We start from the raw sequence: 17,804 nt of genomic DNA, 5'->3' as shown, positions 1-17,804 counted from the left end.
GCGTGGTGGCGCTAGTGTGGGAAATCCCGCTTGTATGGCTTTGGGCGGCGGCGTGTTTGGCGGGGCTGACTGTAAGGCGCTCAAGGTTTGTTGTTTGCCTCTTGGTGTTTGTCGCATCCGTGGTTTTACTCCTGAACACAGACAACAATGATCTAGTGCTGTATCGCGGTTGGTATATCGAAATCCTATATCAGCCATTTAGTAGGGATTGGCTATTCGACGCAATGGAGCTTTTTGCATCGAGAGGAGGTATTCCGTTCGAAGTTTTCAGGACGGTGTTAAATGCATCCGCGCTCACGCTATATGTAGTATCGATCAAGAGAATGAGCGGTGGGGAAATGAGACCGTTCCCCTTTGCCTGCTTTCTGCTTATGTCGCTGTGGCTTGGCACGACCCTCTTTCGTACTTTTTTGGCGGGCTCAGTTGCATCCCTTGCTATTTCGTTTGCCTTTTCAGAGAAAGCAACTAGCAAATCCATTATCTGGTTCGGCATGTTAATCGTCATAGCAGGGTCGATACATTTTGTTTGTTATGTTTTTCTTCTGCTGCTACCCGCAAAGTATCTAAGTGTCAAATCTTGCAAGCTGCTTTTCACGGTTCTGACAGCAGTTCTTGCATTCCTTCTGGTTACCGGTTTGGCAAAGACTGTACTTGCGATGTTAATTGGGGAATACAGGGTCGATTACTATTTTGCTTTACATCTGGGCTTAGGCTGCGTGGTATTTATTATGTGCATTCTCTCGCAAGCGTGGCTGCTCGACCATGCAGGACGAAGCCTTAGAGAAAGGGGCGATTTTGCTTATGGGAGAGTGGTATCTAACATCGGTTTGTGCTTCCTCCCCTTGTGTGCAATTTCCTTATGCAATGTTTCTGAATCGTTCAGAATTATCTGGGTTGCTTTTCCCGTTCTTGCCGCAATAGTTGACAAGTGGTTACGTGAAAGTGTTCCGATTATGCAAGCCAGAATTGGAAATATTGGTATGACAGCCTTATGGCTCCTGCTAGCTTTCACTCTTGCGGCAACTGTGCACAACTTCGATCTTTCATTTGTGCCGGTAATGCTTAACAACACATTTAACGAGGTATTCTCATGAAGACTTTAGTGATCACTTTCGATAACGAAAGTATGCTTTCGGGATACAAGGCATGCCTTCCACCGAGTGTCGATATGTTCAATATATTCAGAAGGGTGTCTAAGATTGCGCAAGCGGTACGGATGGCATTTTCTCGGATTGGGTTTATGCCCTGTTTCTTTCTGGAGTCTTGGGTTGAATCGCTTTCGGATTATTCGTTAATTATAGTTATGGATTCCTCAAGGACGGCTTCGTGTCTGCATAAAGTTCTGAGAAGACTCGGCTATTCGGGTCGAATTTGCTATTACTACTGGAACACTGTAGAAGGCGACAAAAAGGCGGCCAATCCATGGGGTATTGATAGGAAAGAATGCGAGCTTTGGTCGTTTGATCCCCGTGAATGTAGAGAATATAACATGCATTTCAACCCATCTTTCTACTCTCGTATGTTTAGCACAATGGCCAAGTCGTCTAGCATTCGCAAGAGCAGGGAGGGGATCTCTGCTTACTTTATGGGCCTAGAAAAGGGACGACTAGCCAAAATCATGGCAGTTGAGAATGCGCTGATTGCAGCTGGGGTGGAAACAAGGTTTTATGTTGTCAAAGATGAGACATCAAGCGAGGTAACTAGTAGTGATTTCTGTTACTCCGATTCTATTCCCTACAGCGAGAACATATTGAAGGTCGAAGAGTCAGATATACTCGTAGAGATTACCAAACCTAACCAAGAGGGTGTGACGATCCGAACTCTGGAAGCCCTATTCTTTGGGAAGAAACTCATTACCGACAATCGCTCTGTTCGGTGTCTGAATCTTTACAATCACAATAACGTCTACATAATTGACGAACGTTTCCCAGACGGACTCTTTGATTTTATTAAAACGCCCTACGTGGAACCACATGACGAGCTTCTCGATTACTACAGTTTTGAATCTTGGCTGGAAAGGTTCTCTTACCCCTCATCTGTCGATGGGAGTTGCGAATTGCCCATGGCGGATTCGCCACATCAGAGACCTGATGCTAAATCGGAGTACCCCAAAACATACTATGAATCTTACGTCGACAATATTGCAGAGTGGGGCTATTGTGGAAATGCTTGATTCAATTAAACTACGGATTAGACGAATCCAGTGGAGACTGAAAAACCAGCACAACGGAACATGGCAGGAAAATAGATTTCCTCATGATCTTGTTACTGTTGGCAAGGGAACTTATGGCCCAATATATGTAAGTTCGTTTGGTGATGACTATGGAGTCTTGATAGGAGACTACTGCTCTATAGCCCATGGAGTAAAATTCATCGTCAACAATGATCATCCTACTTCTCACTTCTCAACTTTTCCGTTCAAGACAAAACTACTGAGTTTACCCGGCAAGCAGTCCTGCAAGGGCGGCATCGTCGTTGGTGACGACGTTTGGCTTGCCACGGACGCAATCATCTTGTCTAATGTAAATATCGGAAGGGGTGCGATTGTTTGTGCCGGAGCGGTGGTGACAAAGGATGTCCCTCCCTATGCTATTGTCGCCGGGGTGCCGGCAAAGCTAGTGAGATATAGGTTCGACGAAAAAATAATAAAGATCTTATCCGAAGTGGATTTTTCAGCATTGACGCGCGACTACGCAAAAAAGAACCTTAAGCTTCTCTATGAGGACATCGACGAGGAAAAAGCGCTTTTGATCAGGGAATCCTTGAATGGGTAAAGATTCTCGGGGTAATTCTGTAAAACATAATATTTTATTTGCTTATGTGGTTCAGATTGTGTCGATGCTAACAAGCGTCGTTATGTCTTTGATTGTTCCGAAGATGCTCGGAGTCGAGGAGTTTGCCTTTTGGCAACTGTTTATCCTTTACGCTTCATACGTTTCGTTTTCAACTTTGGGCTTACATGATGGAATATACTTAATAAACGGTGGACTAAGCAGAAGTCAGATAAACAAGCGGAGTATCGGATCGCAGCTGGTCTACATGTATTTCTTCCAAGCCATTGTTGGCGGAATAATCATATTGGGATCGCTGTTGCTATTCAGCGGCGGTAGGCGGCTGGTGTTCATTTTACTGGGCGCTTATTTAATTCTGTTTAACATCGATGGTTCACTAAGGGTTTTGTTTCAAGCAATTGATGAGGTCCGTCTTTCTTCGAAAGCACTCTTACTCCTACGTGCTTCATTTCTCTTGTTGCTCGGTTCTCTAGTTCTCTGCAACTGCCAAGACTACTTCATGTATATAGCTGCTTACGTAATAGCTGAGGCCGTTGCCTGCGCGTATTCGGTGTTTCATGCGAGGGACATCTTGTTTTCGGGGCTGCTATCGTTGAAAAGAATAATCCCGGCTATCAAGAATAGTATCGCCGCTGGTTTCAAGCTTATGATGTCAATGCAAATTTCCATGCTCGTTGTCGGCTTGGGCCGTTTTTTCATTGAGTGGTTCTGGCCTCAGTATGTCTTCGGACAGTACTCCTTTGCGATTTCTCTCGTAGCCTTTTTCAATGCATTTATCATACAGGCAGCAATGGTTTTCTTTCCCTTTTTACGTAAGACCAACGAAGAAGCTGTTAGGGTATTCTTCGTTAGTGGGGAAAGAGCGTTGTCGGTGATTATGCCAGTAATCCTGATTTGTATTTTCCCCCTAATGACATTCATAGAGTTATGGCTGCCGCAGTACTATGAAAGTCTGGTTTATTTGGTTCTGTTACTACCAACGTGCATCTTTGACAGCAAGATGGAGATATGCTGCTCGACGCTATTTAAGGTTCGTCGTGAAGAAGCAACTCTCTTGTCGATTAATATTGCTTCTCTTCTAATTGCGATAGTGGGTAGTATATGTGGAATGATGTTGCATTCCTTGGAGGCGATTATCGCTGGCTCGGTTATAGCGGTTGTTGTGCGCTGCTTTGTTTCCGAACGACATCTAGCAAAGTGCTTTTCGAGTCGTGAACCACTCATTCTGTCACTCTATCTTGTTGTCTATTCGGTTGCGTTCATCATTGCGTTCAAATTGTTGTCAACATGGGCGGCAATAGCGGTTTCACTTGCTCTGTACCTGCCGCTGCCAATCTATCTAATAATCATCAAGCAAATGCACAAACAGCATCAGTAGTTTAGCGTTGCTACCCCTTAGCGCAGGCACAAGTCTCATCATATTCTTAAGCGCAGCCGTCGGAGTCAAAAGCAGACAGTATCATACGGTGGTTGCAACCTAGGTACACCCAAGAATACGTCCACACCCCCCTGATTGCTGGGTCCCAAAACGGGTTACTAGCCATTCAAGCCCAAGTTGACCTCAGACGGGCAGATCGCCCGCCTCAAATCACGGAGCGTCATGTTCGAAGTATGCAACGACAGATAAGAAAACCTTCGAGGTTTTGTAGGGCGGAGTCGCGAAAGCGGTTCCGCCTAGGTGCTTTCTAAGAGAGCAAAATGCTGGACACTGCAAAGCGCAAGTCTTACTCCCAATGTCCGCCGACCACCTTGGTTTCCCAGTGGCCTTCTGCTGCATGGCTCACGGTGCTGTAACCGGTGACGATCTGTTTGACCTCGCTGTGATGCCCGGATCCTTCTCCGGCAAGCATGTGTGCCTTGCCATGTGCCGATGTGTTACCAGTGACATCCGCGCCGCACACGTTGCAGATCGAAACCTCCTTGGTGCTGTAAACCGGAACCTGCTCGATCCAGGCTGCCTTGTCCTCGACCCAAACCTCCTGGGCATCCTCGACCCATTTCCTCTGAGGCTGCGGCGGGGTGGGGCTCTCCTCACTTTCCAGAGCACTCGCACCTGACGACGGAACTGCATCTTCTGCCTGTGCAGAGGTGCCCTGAGAAACAGACTGTGCTTCGGCTACGATCGGTTCAGCTCTCTCGGAAGCGGGCTCCCTGCTTGTGTCAACATCTGAGGCCGCCGCCCAAGCGCTATCATCCGCGCTTGAAACCCTCATATCACCGGTCTCGTTGGTCTCTTGCGCGACAGGATTTGCCGCTACAACCTTGCCCGCGTCGGCATCGCTTGCAGCTGTTCCAGCAGAGCACGTTGCAAGCACGACCATGAGGATCACGATCGCAACAACGGCAACGGCAACACTGATACAGATGCCTTGCACCTGTCTGTTCTTCATCGAATCAAAAACGCCCTTCATATCCATCACTCCCTACATAAACCTGAAAACTGCCTTGATGAGCCAGCGAACAAAGCTACCAACCAACCTCATCGAGATCACCCCATTCCTCTTCCTTGCCGTCTTCTTCTGCCTCACTCGCAAGCTTTGTCGCCACGAGCTTCGACACGACGCTCCTCGGCACTCCAGGGACGCAGGGCTCAGCTTCGTCGGTGAGCTTTTGCAGATATGAATACAGCTCGCATATCCGCTCATGCAAGCCCTTCGATGACGAGCCGATGCACTCGTAGGTCTTCTCGTCGAAGCTCTGAAGGTCGATGAGCTCCCCGAGCACGCGCTTCACGATCACCTCGCCATCAACCACGACAAGCTCGACATGCTCAAGCTCTGTAGCCGATGCCAGCAAGAAGCGCCAGCCTTTGGTACGTCTAGCAACGGGAACGTCGTTTTCGGCGGCATCCTTCTTAAAGGTTTCGTCGGCTCGGTAGCTGTGTGCGGTGAGCCAAAGTCCGTCGAATCCCATGTCGTCAAATCGCACCTCGAAGTTGGTGAGCATGTTCTGCTTTCCCAAGGGAAGCGCCGATGTGAACGTGGACGTGTCGAAGACGTCGAGGCGCTTGTCGTCATAGGTTATCTTCACGATCATCTCTCGCCCCTCTCCCGGTAGCGCATGCGCTGCGCTTCCTGGGCACGTTGGCGTTGTGTGTCACCCTGGTTGCCACGCCTTCGGGTTGCCACGGGCTCAGCTGGGTTGCAACGGTCACGCCTTGCCATGAGGCCGTTGTCCGTCACGTAAGCTCGTGCTTCCTGAAGCCGCCTGAACCCCTCGGTGCCCTCGTGTCCACGTCGGGACAAAGTTGCAAGCCTGCGGTTGAAGTCCTCAAGGTAGCGGACGTCGAACTTAGCGCACGTTTCGAGCACAGCCGAGAGGCGGCTTAAGTCTTGCAGGTCGTTGAGCTCGATCGCCTCGATCGCCCTGTGCCTTATCTCTCTGCCCGTCCTTGGCTCAGGCTGGTACGACGCTTGGCGCTCGAAGCGGCTTTTCAGCATCTGCTTTCCGAAGGTGTAGCCGAGCCTCTCGCCGGACACGCGCCTGGTCGGTTGGTCGGCTAACGCGAATATCCAGTCGTCGCGCCTGGCGCTTCGCGAGTTGTCGGAGACCTCGATGCCAAGATGCCCGAGCGCTTCCATGAAGTCGACTTCGCTGCGCGACGTGTTCTTGGCAAGGGCCACCCGTGCGCGGATGTCGCCGACCCACGAGTAGCTGCCCTCGCGCAAAAGCTCTCGCTCGGCTCGGCCGAAGTACACGGCCTGGCGGCTCCGCGGATGCGCCTCATCGTGATCGCGCTCACCGCGCTTGGGCATCACGTTCGAGAGACCTGTTAGCCCTCGCTTTCGCGCCATGTCCTGCAGGTCGCGGTTGAGGTCTTCGGGGTGGTCGGTATGAAGCCTGCGCTCCGTCACGAGGTCCACGTTGTTCACGACGATGTGCGCATGCGGTATGCGGCCCTCGTTGTCGTCATGATAGACGATGGCTATCTCGTGGTTGCCGAAGTGCTTCTTCGCCCAGGCTTGCGAAAGCTCGCGAAGCTTTTGTATATCGATGGCGTCATCGGGGTCGGGTGATATGACGAAGTGCTTGAAGGTTCGAGCTCGCATCCCTCTCCACGGCTCGTCTGTTCCGTATGCCCTTCTTGTCGCGTCCATCTCGGCGTCCCATTCAACGTCAAGCGCCTTGCCATCGCGATCCTCGACCGTCCATTCCTCGAAGGGCAGGTTCAAAAAATCACGCCCCAGGGCACGGCCGCCCTTCTCAAGGTAGTTGCGGATGCCGCCTGTGCTACCATGCCCGGATATGACTTTCAAGATGGGCATGGTCAGTCCTCGACGAGCTGCTTGGCCTGAAGTTCGGCGATCTCATAGACGATTCGCTGAGCGTTGTCGTTCACATCTAAAAGCGCGCACTCGATGCTCTCAGCCTTGCCGTCAAGGATGTCAGAGGTGACCTTTCCGTGCGCGATGTAGTAGTTGATGGAGTTCATCGCATGCACGGCTTGGTTGTAGTGATACCCCCAGCGCGTGAGCTCCTTTGATATCCTGCGCAACGACTTTTTGTCGAGCACGATGCACGGCACGACATCGGCCTGCTCACCTTCGGTGACTATCGGTATGCGAATCAGGTAGCGTAGGTACTTCGACTGGGAAAGCTCCGCCTCGCGGCAACGCTTGGCGAGTCTTTGGTAATCGTCCTCCGCGAGACGAAAGCTCAAGGTGTGGGTCTTGTTGTCGGTTGCCATGGTATTTCTCTCCTAACCATTGAATGTATTCAATCAGGGGCGCGGGGCCTCCCCCGCCGGGTGATGAGCCTCGGATGTCGTCTGCGAGATTTGAGGCTCATCACCCGCATTCCTCGCGCTCTCCGGAGCCGAGCCCTCAAAAATGCTCGGCGACATAACGGTTCAAACGCCTGCGGGGAACAAGTGCCATGGCGATGAAATGAAAATGTAATACGCCATGGGCTACTTGCTGGGTTTCGCGTCTGAGCGCCTATGGCATCCAAGTTGGGCACGTATCCCAAGAATTGCGTTCTGGGCGCTTAGCCGTCGTGTTGGAGAGAGAGTGTTGAGATTCATATGCGAGCATGGAGTCGCCTCGTTCCTTGCGTCTTCGCCGCATCTCCGGATGGTGGAATGAGATGCCGTCTGGTTTGTATTACATTTTCATTGTATACCAAAACCGTACAATTTTGTACGGTTTTGGTATTTGGGTGCTGGCACGTGATTCCGAGCGACGATTGTTCCCCGAAGGCCGCCGAGTCCCATCGACCCGGCGACGCTTGCGGGACTCCTCAAGAGGAGGAAAGGAGGTCTGTTATTCCTCCCCTGGGATATTGCTGCAAGACATCACGTTGATGTGGTGCTTGATGAACGCCCTGTCCGGACTCATGATAAGCAGTCCGATGTGGTCGAAGCGAACGGCGCAATCGGCGTGGCTGCGGTTGTCCTTTAGCCACTTGATTGCGAAGCCTTCGAGCTCCTCTTGGTTCAGATGCTCTGCTGGGAACGAATCGGAGTCCTTGCAGGCTGTGACGGTTGTGAAAACGAGGGCGTCTTTGTCTTTCGCAACAATGCTCACGCGCGAGTCGATGTCGGCTTCCCAGGGCTGCTCAACGATCTCGTATCCTCGGCGATTGAGGTACGCTGCTATTGCCTGGTTCGACTTATTGATGATTTCTTTCATGATGACCTCCTGGCTGTCTTAGGCTCGACCCTTTGCCTTGCCTTGTGACACGGGAGGGCGCACGGGTTCGCGTGCTTTGCAAAGGGGAAAGCGAAGCGGCACATGGAAGGTTGGTTCCTGCCGCGCTAGTTTTCTCATTTGTTTTCAGGGGATTGCGAAGGCGCTTCTTCCATGAAAAGAAATGGGAAAAGTATCGCGACCCTTGTCAAAGCCCGAGCGGTTCCGTGCGAGCGTGCGTGTGATAAGGCAGGAAAGGGCGAGGCGCGCAGGAGGGTATCGGGGGAGAACGTCGGTCGGGCAAGGCGCGCCCCTTCGACAATCCGGTCACACGATTTCGATGGTAACCGACGGCTCGACATGCAGCGTGAGCTCGACGTTGTTACGAGACGCCTGAAACTCGATGTCGTCCCAGCTCTCACCAATGCGGCAGAATTCGTAGGGAAGCCCGCATTCGTCGATCTCGCTGAGTGCGTCTACGACGTTGCTCACGTCGGCGAGAAGGCCCTCGTACCACTTGATGTAGTCCCAGCCGAAGACCACGCATCCATCGCGCTCCTCGAAGAAATCTGGCTTGCAGCAAGATCCCATGAGGGGAAACGTATCCAGGCCGTCGCTGAGGGCATCCACGTACTCGCACATCTGATCGTAGCCCTTGCGGGTCGTGGCAATCTTCACTTCACTTCTGTATCCCATGTTCGTGATCCTTTCTGTCGGAGTTGTTTTCGGGGAAGGAGCTGCCAGCCCGCATGGGGCCGGCAGCTCCCATGGAGACTTACTTGCGCGGCATAATGTAGGCAGTGTCTCCCTGAACGTAGTTGTTGCAGTTCCAGGAGTAGTCGCCGTCGTGGTCGTAGCGCGCGACGTAGGGGACGCCAGTCACATCAGATCCGTTGCGCACGCCCTCGCCGAAGCCGACGACGGGGTATACCTTCCACGCGGACTCGAAATCACGCATGAACACGAGATCGCCGACGCGGATGTCGGATACGGGCACCTCGACGGAATCGAGGAAGGAGCCGAGCCTGAGCTTGGGGGGCATGGCCTTATCGAAGCTTCGCAGCATGTCGTCGAAGTCGTGTTCGTGCTGCTCGCGGGACTCAGGGAACTCATGCCAGCCCGTGACATTGTAGTCGCCGTCGAGCTCCTCTTCGATGCGGCCGACGATCTTCCAGCCGTCAATGACGTAGACGCCGTTGTCTCCCTGGTCGCCGAGTCGGTCGAACCGGTCGATGCCCACGCTTAAGGAGCCACCGAAGAAGTTGCCCATGACCTGCGCCATCCGTGCCCATCCGTAGCTGTCGTAGCTCGGCGGGCGGTACCCCTGAAGCTCGCAGTACTTGAGCAGCGGCTCCACCGTGTCGAGCCCGCCATTCCAGTGCAGGTAGAGCGCCAGATCCTTCTTCGGCGTTGTGATGACTGCCCTGTTTCCCATGATGACCTCCTTGTTCTTTCGGCGGTCGCCCTGTGCCACCGCCTCGTGATCCGGGGCCGTGCGCGGGTTCCGCCTGCGGGGCAAGGAACAAAGCGGGCTTCTTCGCAAAGGTCGTTAAGGCCGCAACCTGCACGAGAGACGTGCGAAGGGAAATCTGCTTGTGCGGGTTTTGCGCAGGAAGGACGCGCCTTGCGACGTCAGGCGGGTTCCATGCAAGAGTTCCTGGATGAGAGGCGGGGCGGGGCGATCGTCCAAGACAAGGAGGCGTGGGGGCGATGCGCTCAGAAGCCGAGGAAAGACTTGCAGCTGTTGCGGCATTTCCGTGAGCGCCGGGGATGCGCTGCCTTTTGCGGCAACCGCACGGTACGGATTTGTACGATAATGACGGATAGAGCAAGACTTGAAGAAAGCGGGCGCGTATGGCAACTGTCGGCGAGAACATAAAGAAGCATCGGAAGGCGCAGGGGTTGAGCATCGTGGGGCTTGCGGAAAAGGTCGGCATGACCGAGGGAGCGATCCGGCACTACGAGAGCGGAATACGCACGCCCGGAGAAGAGCAGCTGGAAATGATCGCGCAAGCCCTCGGCGTGTCACATGGGATGCTCGAAGACCACAAGATCGAAAGCGCAAGGGACCTAGTGCGAGCGCTGCTCCAGCTCGAAGACGAGTTCGGGCTCGTTCCCGACATGTGCGACGACGGCCTCTGTATCGACCCGAAAGCAACGAACGCCCAAAAGACAGACGTCGCACTCAAGGCCTGGGGTGCAGTGCGTCACCGTCTCATCACGGGCGAGATAACGCAGGAGGACTACGAAGACTGGAAGAGTAAGTTTTAAGAGGAAGTCAATCAGCTGGGTTGGGTTGATGTTTAAACTTCCTGGAAAGCACCCGATAAGTTTTCGTTGTCTTTGCACAAATGCGCGGTTCTCGGCGAGCTTTCCGGTTAAAGGCAGGATGAGGCTCTTGGGCGCGTCAAGAGACGGTCGCAACCTTCTCATGCGGCTCGCGAAGTATCGGGGCGCTGGCGTGAACAGAAGAGAGGCGAAGAGGGCCCGCCAACTACAGGGCCGACGGGCTGGGAGTATGGTGTTCTGTCTCGGATGCCTACTCTCGCGGCTTGATGCGGACGAGGTCGCCGTGGACGTAGTTGTTGCAGTTCCACGAGAAGTCGCCGTCATGGCCGTACTGGGCGACGTAGGGCAGGTTGGGATAGGTGACCTTGCGCCTGCCGTTCGGCGCTTCGATCTCGACCGCGATGCGGTTGCTGCTCGGCTGTCCGAAGCCCACGACGGAAAACGACTTCCACTTGTCGCAGACGTTGTCGTAGAGCCACACCTCGTCGCCGAGCCTCACCTCGGATACCGGTACCTCAACCGAATCGAGCACCTCGCCGAGACGCAGGCCCTCCGGCATGGTAGCGTCGAATGCCCGCAGCATGTCGTCGAACTCGTGCCAGTCGTGCTCCTCGGAAGGGTCGAACGAGCGCATCCCGACGGCGTTCCAGTCCTCGTCGTACTCTGTTCGCAGGTGGTCGGCTATCCGCCATCCCTCGATGACGTAGATGCCGTTGTCGCCGGGGTCCATCTGGCGATCGGTGGTGTATTCGCCGATGCCGAGGGATAGAGAACCCCCGAAGAAGTTGCCCATGACCTGGCACATGCGCGCCCATCCGTACTCGTCTTGGCTCGGAGGGCGGTATCCCTGGAGCTCGCAGTATTTGAGTAGCGGCTCCACGGTGTCACGCCCGCCGTTCCAGTGCAGGAAGAGCCCGACCTTGCGCTCGGGCGTTGTGATGACGGCTCTGTTTCCCATGATGACCTCCTAGTGTTCGTGGCGCATCCTTCCTCGAATGCGCCTCCTTGGGAGAAGCGGCCGCCCGTGGGCGCACGCGGAGACAAGGGAGGAAGCGAAAACCGTAGGCCTGAGCTTTCGGTCGCTTTCGTTGGGTATTCAGCGAAAGGTTTTTCGCGGCCCTTGCCGCCGCGTGTGCCCACGGGCAGCTTGGCTCCCAGGACGGGGCACGCAGAGGAGGAGACGCTCACGGCGGAGGTCGTATGAGATATGTGGCGCTCACGGACAGCGCCTAACGGTAACGGGCTGACAGATGGATGCAGCGGAGGTCTAATTCACCTGATTCGATGGATTCGCGGCTGAACATGCAGGCGCATAAGGCCGCTGGGGCGGGGACGCACTAAGGAGGTCGGGCAACGTCTTCGATTTCTATCGGCGCGTCTTCAACAACATGAAGCAGGCCATCAACGTACCCTTTAAGCTCGACGAGAACAGTCAGCGCGTAGACGAGACCGAGGCGCACGATGCCCTGCGCGAAGCCATTGCGAACTGCCTTACGAACGCGGATTATCACGAACGTCGTGGTGTAGTCTTTCTCTGGAGAGAGGACGGTCTTCGCTTCTCGAACCCCGGCGGCTTCCGCATTGGTATAGAGGACGCCTACATCGGCGGCAATTCTGACCCGCGCAACGAGACGATGATGAAGATGTTCACGCTCATCAACATCGGCGAGCGTGCTGGGGGCGGTGTCCCAGACATGGTAAAGAAGTGGACTTACGCGGGTTTTGGGAGACCGGTGCTCAGCGAGCAGGTGAATCCCGAGCGGTCGAGCATCTTTCTGCCACTTGCTGTTGATCCTGTCGGCAATGATGTCGGTAATGTCGGTAATGATGTCGGTAGTGGGGCCGTGGAACACCACACCGGAAAAAACGTAATACGCGCACAGAGCATCGCAGATAGCCTAGGAATGAGCAAGCGGCATATCGAAAGAGTGATAGCGGGTCTTCGCAAAGAAGGCGTTTTGGTCCGCGAGGGTGGCACTCGCGGACGCTGGATAATAGCTAAGAACTGATAGCGGCGCTACTACGGAAAGATTTTCGGAGTAATTTCGGAGTAGGCTGTGAATTGTCGCACGTCATGAGCACAGAAAGACGGTTGACTCGATGGGTGGCATGTGTGAATATAATCGCACGTAAAAAAGCCTTCGAGGCTTTGCAAGGGCCGGTCCTACTGGGACTGGCTCAATTTATATCTGGGCATGTTCCAAGATCGCATCAAGGTCGCTGGCGTAGACTTCCACGACACAGCGGACGGCAGCCAGATCGGCTGCCGTCCGCTGATGTCGGCCTTGTCTTCGAGCGTTGTCAAGAGCAACGCCGTGCCTTCCAGCCTCTATGACGATTAGGCCACAACGTTGACGAGCTCTTTGGTCGGGGCCATACCTTCATTATCGGCCACCACCGAGCGGCTCGGTTCCCCGTCGAAGAACAGCTAGGTAACTCTCGTAGGCGAACACACGGTTGCGCGAAGCGTTAGTGGTTTCCCTTAAGATCCCAAGGTCGCACAGCTTGCGTACCGCCGAAGCAACCGTGTTGTAGCTCAAGGATAATTCCTCCGCGCAACGCCCGATGCTCATGATGGGGCGCTTCTCCACGTACTCGAGCACACTGGAAAGCGATTTTGCCGCACGCTGTGCTGCCACGATCTCCCAGCTCTTCCGGTGCAGATGATCAAGGGCACGCGCCGACTCAAGGGCATCTTGAGCGGCCGCCTTCACGGCCTCTAGGAAGAAGCGAATCCATTGCTCGTAGTTGCCCGATCGCCGCACTTCGCCCATGCGGTCGTAGTACTCAATTTGGTTGCGCTTGAGAAAATAGGATACGTAGAGCACCGGGCTGTGCAACATTCCCCGATCGATGAGGTAAAGCAAGATGAGCATGCGTCCGATCCTGCCGTTGCCGTCAAGGAAAGGGTGGATCGTCTCGAACTGATAGTGTATAAGAGCCGCACGAATAAGCGGATCGATTTCAGGATCAGCGTTGATGTAGCGCTCCAGGTCGGCAAGCGCGTCAATCATGTCGTCGACATTAGGCGGGATGTAACGTGCATCTTTCAGCGTGCATCCCGACGGACCGATCCAATTCTGCGAGCGGCGAAACTCACCCGGATTGCGCTCGGAACCCCGCCCGCTACCGAGCAATTGAGCATGAGCCTCGCGGAGCAAACGGTTACAAAGAGGCATCTCATCGAGACGATCGATCGCATGCCAGAGGCTTTTCGTGTAGCAGACTACATCATCAACATCCAAGTCGGCGTTGCTCTCGACCTCAGGATCGAGCAGGTCGTCGAGCGTACACTGAGTACCTTCGATCTGAGACGAAACAAGCGCCTCTTTGCGCACATACTGCGATACGAAAAGTTGCGCGTTCGGAATGAACTGAGCCATCGTGTCTAACTCTTGCAAACGACGAGAAGCGGCAAGAAGAAGCCGGAGGTCGTCACCATCCAATGAAATTTGAGGTTCTGGAGGAAGCGGCGCCGGCCTAAAAGAACGGTATGCTATCTCGCCATACAAATTGCTCACATATTCGCCCGAACGCCCCATGCCTGCCTCCCTCTTTTTGAAACATGAATCTCAGTATACCCTCTTTATTTCAAAATGTTATAAAAAATTGAAATAAAGAGGTTTTGATGCCTGTTTTGGTGCCACCAATCAGCGAAAGTCGGTATCGACGCCCCTTCCTATAGTCTTCGGCATCGAAGATATCATCTGCCTTTTCGTACCAAGCTCGCAAAGCGTCTTACCGGATGGCTGTTAACGTCAGATAAATTAGCTTCTCAAGTAAGCATTTGGCTGACATTGAGGTTTTGGCTTGGCGAGGACGAAATAAAACCGATCCCACTCAGTATTATGAATTATCCGAAAGGCTGCTTGGTTAAGAGCAGTTAAGAGCAGTTAAGAGCAGTCCATACAAATAATGAGAACCTGGGACGGGGTTGCTCGCATATAAGCCCAAAGTGTCAACTAATCACTATCCACACCCTCCCCGTTGAATAGCTCGAAAAGCTTCAAGTATCTGTCGTATCGTTCCTTGCATCTTGCCAGGCATCGCTGGAATTGTCTGTCCTCGTCGCACGCCTTATCCAACTCCTCTTGCGAAGGTCGCTCTTCCGTGTTGTCGATCATAAGCGAGAGCACGACGCAGCGAGCGCTCCTGAGCTTGTTCCAAAGAGGTGCGAAATCTGGATCAGCATCGGCCAGCTCCTCCATGGTGAGTGGCTTGCCGTCATGTTCAAGAAGGTTCGGAGGTATGGGCTCGTCTGCGAACGTCTCAAGGCCGCCTTCTCCCTCAAGCCAGCGAATGAGGTTCTTCGCGAGCTTCTTGTCATCAGCGTTTCTCACCCAATAGGCCTTCGCATAGGCATCGTAAGCATGGATTATCTGCTCTGGCGTGTATCCGTCTGCGACCTTTCGCTTCCATGCCTTGAAGCAATCGCGTTTGAACTTGAGCGAGGAGACCGGCTTGATAGACATCTCGCATAGCTTCTCGAAAGACTCTGTGAACTCGCCTTTTCTGAAAGCTGCAAAATCGCCCTTCTCCTCTCTGCGGTCTGCCTTTGGTTCTGTTTCGGGGAGACAAGAGAGGGGTTTATCTTCATTAGTCCGTTTATCAGATAAGTAATTTATTGGGTCTTGTTTTCCAGATATGGTTTTCCCAGATACGGGATTTCCAGATACTGATTTTCCCGTTCTGGTGCTGACCTGGGCATTCTTAGGGCCACCTTTTCCCGTAGCGGGAATATCGCTCTTCAGATCGAACTCAACGTTGCTGGTAGGGTCGCGCTTGAATTCGGAGAGAATCGCATATCCCTCCTCCTTCAATTCGGTTGCAACACTCGCATACATTGCCGGGTCATCGAGCGTGATCCACGTGGCTTCCTCGGCTTTGAGGAAACGCCCGTTCTCGCTTCGCCTCCTCGCTCTGATTATGTACCCAGCGCTCTCTAGCTCCTTGAGCCCAGCTGTTACGGCATCAACCCCATCTTTAACAAGCTTTGCGAAGCCACGGATGGTGAACACCCAATCGGGGTTGTTTTCAAGCGAGCGAATCTGACAGTAAATTCCCTTTGCTTTAAGGCTCAGTGTGTGATCGAAGAAGACCGTGTTTTCGACGTGGGTAAACGACCCTTTCCCACGGTGCATCATGTTACCCATCATGCACCTCTTCCTTCGCCAGCCAGTCGCGTTTTGCCTCAGCTGCTTCAAGCAGTTCCAAGGCTTTGATGATGCGCGCGCTCATCTCTTCATTGCTCATGCCCGCTTTGAAGAAGCGCGAGATGTTCTTCTTAGGAATCTTGAATTGCTCGATCTGATTGGGTTTTTCCTCTTCCATGATCGAACTGACAAGGGCCGCTGTTAACGTACCCTCTTCCGAGTAGCGGCGCATCTTCACCGCTTGGGCATGGGACGGCGTGCAGGCTTGAGAGTCAATCGCTTCGAGAAGCCATTGCTGCTCATCTTCTTCGAGATAGCTGACCGCTATCGCTGGCTGCATCTTCATGCGCCCTGCATCCACGAGAGTCAGCAATCCCGGAATGAGATTAGTAAGGCGAATATAGCGTCGGATCATATCCTTGCTAACACCCAATTCTTCAGCCAAGATATCTCTCGACTTCCTGCCGCCCGACTTGTGTGCAAATTGCGCACAAGCAAGGTCGCTGCGGAAACCTTGTCGCTTCATAGCTTCAAGGCGCATCGAATAAGCGAATGCCCGTTCGCTCGGCAGGATGGTCTCCCTCTGAAGATTCGAATCCACCATTGCGATAACAGCTTCATCATCAGTGAGGTCTTTAACGATGCATGGCACATCGGTCAGCCCTACCACCTCAGCTGCGTGCTTTCTTCTATGGCCGCTTATGAGCTCGAATACGCCATCGTTTGCAGCTCGTACGGCTAGGGGTGACAGGATGCCATGCTCTTGGATGCTCTCGACGAGCTGCTCCATATCTTGATCGTCACGCACACCAAAGGGATGTTTGGGAAACGGGACGATCGAAGCTAACGGTAGCAATTGGATGACGCTGCTTCCCTTCGAGTCTCGCTCAACCTGTGAAGTGAAGAGCTCATCTACCGACGGAAGGCTTATGTTCACTTTCTTCTTAGCCATTGCAGATCACCTCATCTGCGAGACTGGTAAAAGCGGACGCAACTTTGCCTCGTTTGTCATAAGTGAAGATGCTTATCCCTGCGGCAGGTGTTTCTGCAGCTGATACAGCCCGAGGGATAATGGAATCGAATACGCGATAGGTCTTCCCGTATTGTTTGCGAATGGTCTCTTCCACCTCACGAGCAAGGTTGTTTCTGGTGTCGAAGAGCGTGATCAATATCCCCTCAACCTCAAGAGAAGGATTGATCTGTCGCTTAACCCTATTGATGGTCTTCAGGAGTTCGGTCATCGCAGATGCCGGTAAGAATTCTGCAGAAACGGGAACAAGGACACTGTCCGATGCGACGAATGCGTTCACAGGCAAGATACCCAGCGTTGGCGCGCAATCAATAAGGACATAATCGTAGTTTTTCTTGATGCTAGAAAGCCAGGAGTTAAGAATCTGCTCACGCGACATCGCCATGAAGATGCTCATCTCCATGCTTGCAAGGTCGATGTTCGCAGGCATGAGATCGACGCCTTCTTTGTGGCTAAGGATTCCCTCATCAGCTTGCATGTCTATGCCGTCAATCACTGCTTGGATATGATTGGCGACGGTGATCTCTAAAGAATCGGGGTTGAACCAGCCGAGCGATTTGGTTAGATCGCCTTGAGGATCCGTATCCACCAGCAATACGCGCTTATCGCGCTTGGACAAAGCAATGCCAAGACTGAGCGTTGTGGCAGTCTTTCCCGTCCCTCCTTTTTGATTCGCTACTGCTATTGTTTTGCACGTCATGGTGCGCCTCCATTTCTGTGGCATGAGCCACATCGTGGAGGTCAGACAGCCCATTCGAAAAATGTGCGAATGGGCCGCACGTTTCACAAAATACTGGAAACGTACTGGAAAATTCGGGGTTGCAGAAATCGAGAAGGAAATCGAAGATGCTCAGAGGTTTCAAAATAATATGCTCTGAACTGGGGATTTAGCGAATGCACATTTCGCGTGTTT

Annotated in this window: 18 protein-coding genes; 6 read left to right on the top strand and 12 right to left on the bottom strand. The window is 53.2% G+C overall.

Annotation, left to right across the window (positions count from 1 at the left end; translation table 11 throughout):
• Window positions 1-2 precede the first annotated feature (2 nt).
• The 4 genes from G7Y50_RS10410 to G7Y50_RS10395 are packed head-to-tail and all read left to right on the top strand — an operon-like array spanning window position 3 to window position 4,170.
• A complete protein-coding gene (locus G7Y50_RS10410) occupies window positions 3-1,094 on the top strand; it encodes an EpsG family protein (RefSeq protein WP_165047720.1) in 1,092 nt (363 codons plus the stop codon).
• Window positions 1,091-2,173 carry a hypothetical protein gene (locus G7Y50_RS10405; RefSeq protein WP_165047711.1) on the top strand — a complete coding sequence of 361 codons (1,083 nt, stop codon included), beginning with the start codon at window positions 1,091-1,093 and terminating at the stop codon, window positions 2,171-2,173. The genes G7Y50_RS10410 and G7Y50_RS10405 overlap by 4 nt, the downstream gene beginning before the upstream one ends.
• A complete protein-coding gene (locus tag G7Y50_RS10400; protein WP_165055388.1) occupies window positions 2,166-2,774 on the top strand; it encodes a CatB-related O-acetyltransferase in 609 nt (202 codons plus the stop codon). The genes G7Y50_RS10405 and G7Y50_RS10400 overlap by 8 nt, the downstream gene beginning before the upstream one ends.
• A complete protein-coding gene (locus tag G7Y50_RS10395; RefSeq protein ID WP_165047621.1) occupies window positions 2,767-4,170 on the top strand; it encodes a hypothetical protein in 1,404 nt (467 codons plus the stop codon). Before G7Y50_RS10400 ends, G7Y50_RS10395 begins: the two co-directional genes overlap by 8 nt.
• 346 nt (window positions 4,171-4,516) lie before the next feature.
• Here G7Y50_RS10395 and G7Y50_RS10390 read toward each other — a convergent pair whose 3' ends face one another.
• The 7 genes from G7Y50_RS10390 to G7Y50_RS10360 form a co-directional block, all read right to left on the bottom strand.
• The gene (locus G7Y50_RS10390; protein ID WP_165057058.1) at window positions 4,517-5,203 is read right to left on the bottom strand and encodes a hypothetical protein; all 687 of its coding nucleotides are present in this window, start codon (window positions 5,201-5,203) and stop codon (window positions 4,517-4,519) included.
• A 55-nt stretch (window positions 5,204-5,258) separates the two neighbouring features.
• Window positions 5,259-5,828: a hypothetical protein gene (locus G7Y50_RS10385; protein ID WP_165047601.1), complete on the bottom strand. Its 570-nt coding sequence runs from the start codon at window positions 5,826-5,828 to the stop codon at window positions 5,259-5,261.
• A complete protein-coding gene (locus G7Y50_RS10380) occupies window positions 5,825-7,057 on the bottom strand; it encodes a relaxase/mobilization nuclease domain-containing protein (protein WP_165047593.1) in 1,233 nt (410 codons plus the stop codon). Before G7Y50_RS10380 ends, G7Y50_RS10385 begins: the two co-directional genes overlap by 4 nt.
• A gap of 2 nt (window positions 7,058-7,059) precedes the next feature.
• Window positions 7,060-7,479: a CopG family transcriptional regulator gene (locus G7Y50_RS10375; protein ID WP_165047570.1), complete on the bottom strand. Its 420-nt coding sequence runs from the start codon at window positions 7,477-7,479 to the stop codon at window positions 7,060-7,062.
• Between the two features lie 574 nt (window positions 7,480-8,053).
• The gene (locus G7Y50_RS10370; RefSeq protein WP_165047565.1) at window positions 8,054-8,422 is read right to left on the bottom strand and encodes a YraN family protein; all 369 of its coding nucleotides are present in this window, start codon (window positions 8,420-8,422) and stop codon (window positions 8,054-8,056) included.
• A gap of 324 nt (window positions 8,423-8,746) precedes the next feature.
• Window positions 8,747-9,115, bottom strand: coding sequence for a hypothetical protein (locus G7Y50_RS10365; RefSeq protein ID WP_165047562.1), 369 nt, complete (start codon window positions 9,113-9,115; stop codon window positions 8,747-8,749).
• Window positions 9,116-9,194: 79 nt separating this feature from the next.
• A complete protein-coding gene (locus tag G7Y50_RS10360) occupies window positions 9,195-9,854 on the bottom strand; it encodes a hypothetical protein (RefSeq protein WP_165047559.1) in 660 nt (219 codons plus the stop codon).
• 419 nt (window positions 9,855-10,273) lie between these two features.
• On the opposite strand from G7Y50_RS10360, the gene G7Y50_RS10355 reads away from it, so the two are divergent.
• Window positions 10,274-10,690 (top strand): helix-turn-helix domain-containing protein, encoded by a 417-nt coding sequence (locus G7Y50_RS10355; RefSeq protein WP_165047551.1) that lies wholly within the window; start codon window positions 10,274-10,276, stop codon window positions 10,688-10,690.
• Window positions 10,691-10,958: 268 nt separating this feature from the next.
• Here the strand turns inward: G7Y50_RS10355 and G7Y50_RS10350 are convergent, their stop codons facing one another.
• A complete protein-coding gene (locus G7Y50_RS10350) occupies window positions 10,959-11,666 on the bottom strand; it encodes a hypothetical protein (RefSeq protein WP_165047545.1) in 708 nt (235 codons plus the stop codon).
• Window positions 11,667-12,096: 430 nt separating this feature from the next.
• Between G7Y50_RS10350 and G7Y50_RS10345 the strand changes: the two genes are divergently transcribed.
• Window positions 12,097-12,717, top strand: a complete 621-nt coding sequence (locus G7Y50_RS10345) for an ATP-binding protein (RefSeq protein ID WP_165047539.1) — start codon at window positions 12,097-12,099, stop codon at window positions 12,715-12,717.
• A gap of 375 nt (window positions 12,718-13,092) precedes the next feature.
• On the opposite strand, the gene G7Y50_RS10340 is transcribed toward G7Y50_RS10345, so the two are convergent.
• The 4 genes from G7Y50_RS10340 to G7Y50_RS10325 form a co-directional block, all read right to left on the bottom strand.
• Window positions 13,093-14,250, bottom strand: coding sequence for a Fic family protein (locus G7Y50_RS10340; protein WP_165047532.1), 1,158 nt, complete (start codon window positions 14,248-14,250; stop codon window positions 13,093-13,095).
• A 420-nt stretch (window positions 14,251-14,670) separates the two neighbouring features.
• Window positions 14,671-15,864, bottom strand: a complete 1,194-nt coding sequence (locus tag G7Y50_RS10335; RefSeq protein ID WP_165047527.1) for a helix-turn-helix domain-containing protein — start codon at window positions 15,862-15,864, stop codon at window positions 14,671-14,673.
• Complete coding sequence (locus G7Y50_RS10330; RefSeq protein WP_165047521.1) at window positions 15,854-16,813, bottom strand: ParB/RepB/Spo0J family partition protein; 960 nt, start codon at window positions 16,811-16,813, stop codon at window positions 15,854-15,856. Before G7Y50_RS10330 ends, G7Y50_RS10335 begins: the two co-directional genes overlap by 11 nt.
• Window positions 16,806-17,591 (bottom strand): ParA family protein, encoded by a 786-nt coding sequence (locus tag G7Y50_RS10325; protein WP_165047518.1) that lies wholly within the window; start codon window positions 17,589-17,591, stop codon window positions 16,806-16,808. The genes G7Y50_RS10330 and G7Y50_RS10325 overlap by 8 nt, the downstream gene beginning before the upstream one ends.
• Window positions 17,592-17,804 lie beyond the last annotated feature (213 nt).

This window comes from Adlercreutzia sp. ZJ176, from assembly GCF_011038975.1.
Lineage (GTDB): Bacteria > Actinomycetota > Coriobacteriia > Coriobacteriales > Eggerthellaceae > CAAEEV01.
This window is presented reverse-complemented; position numbering and strand designations above follow the sequence as displayed.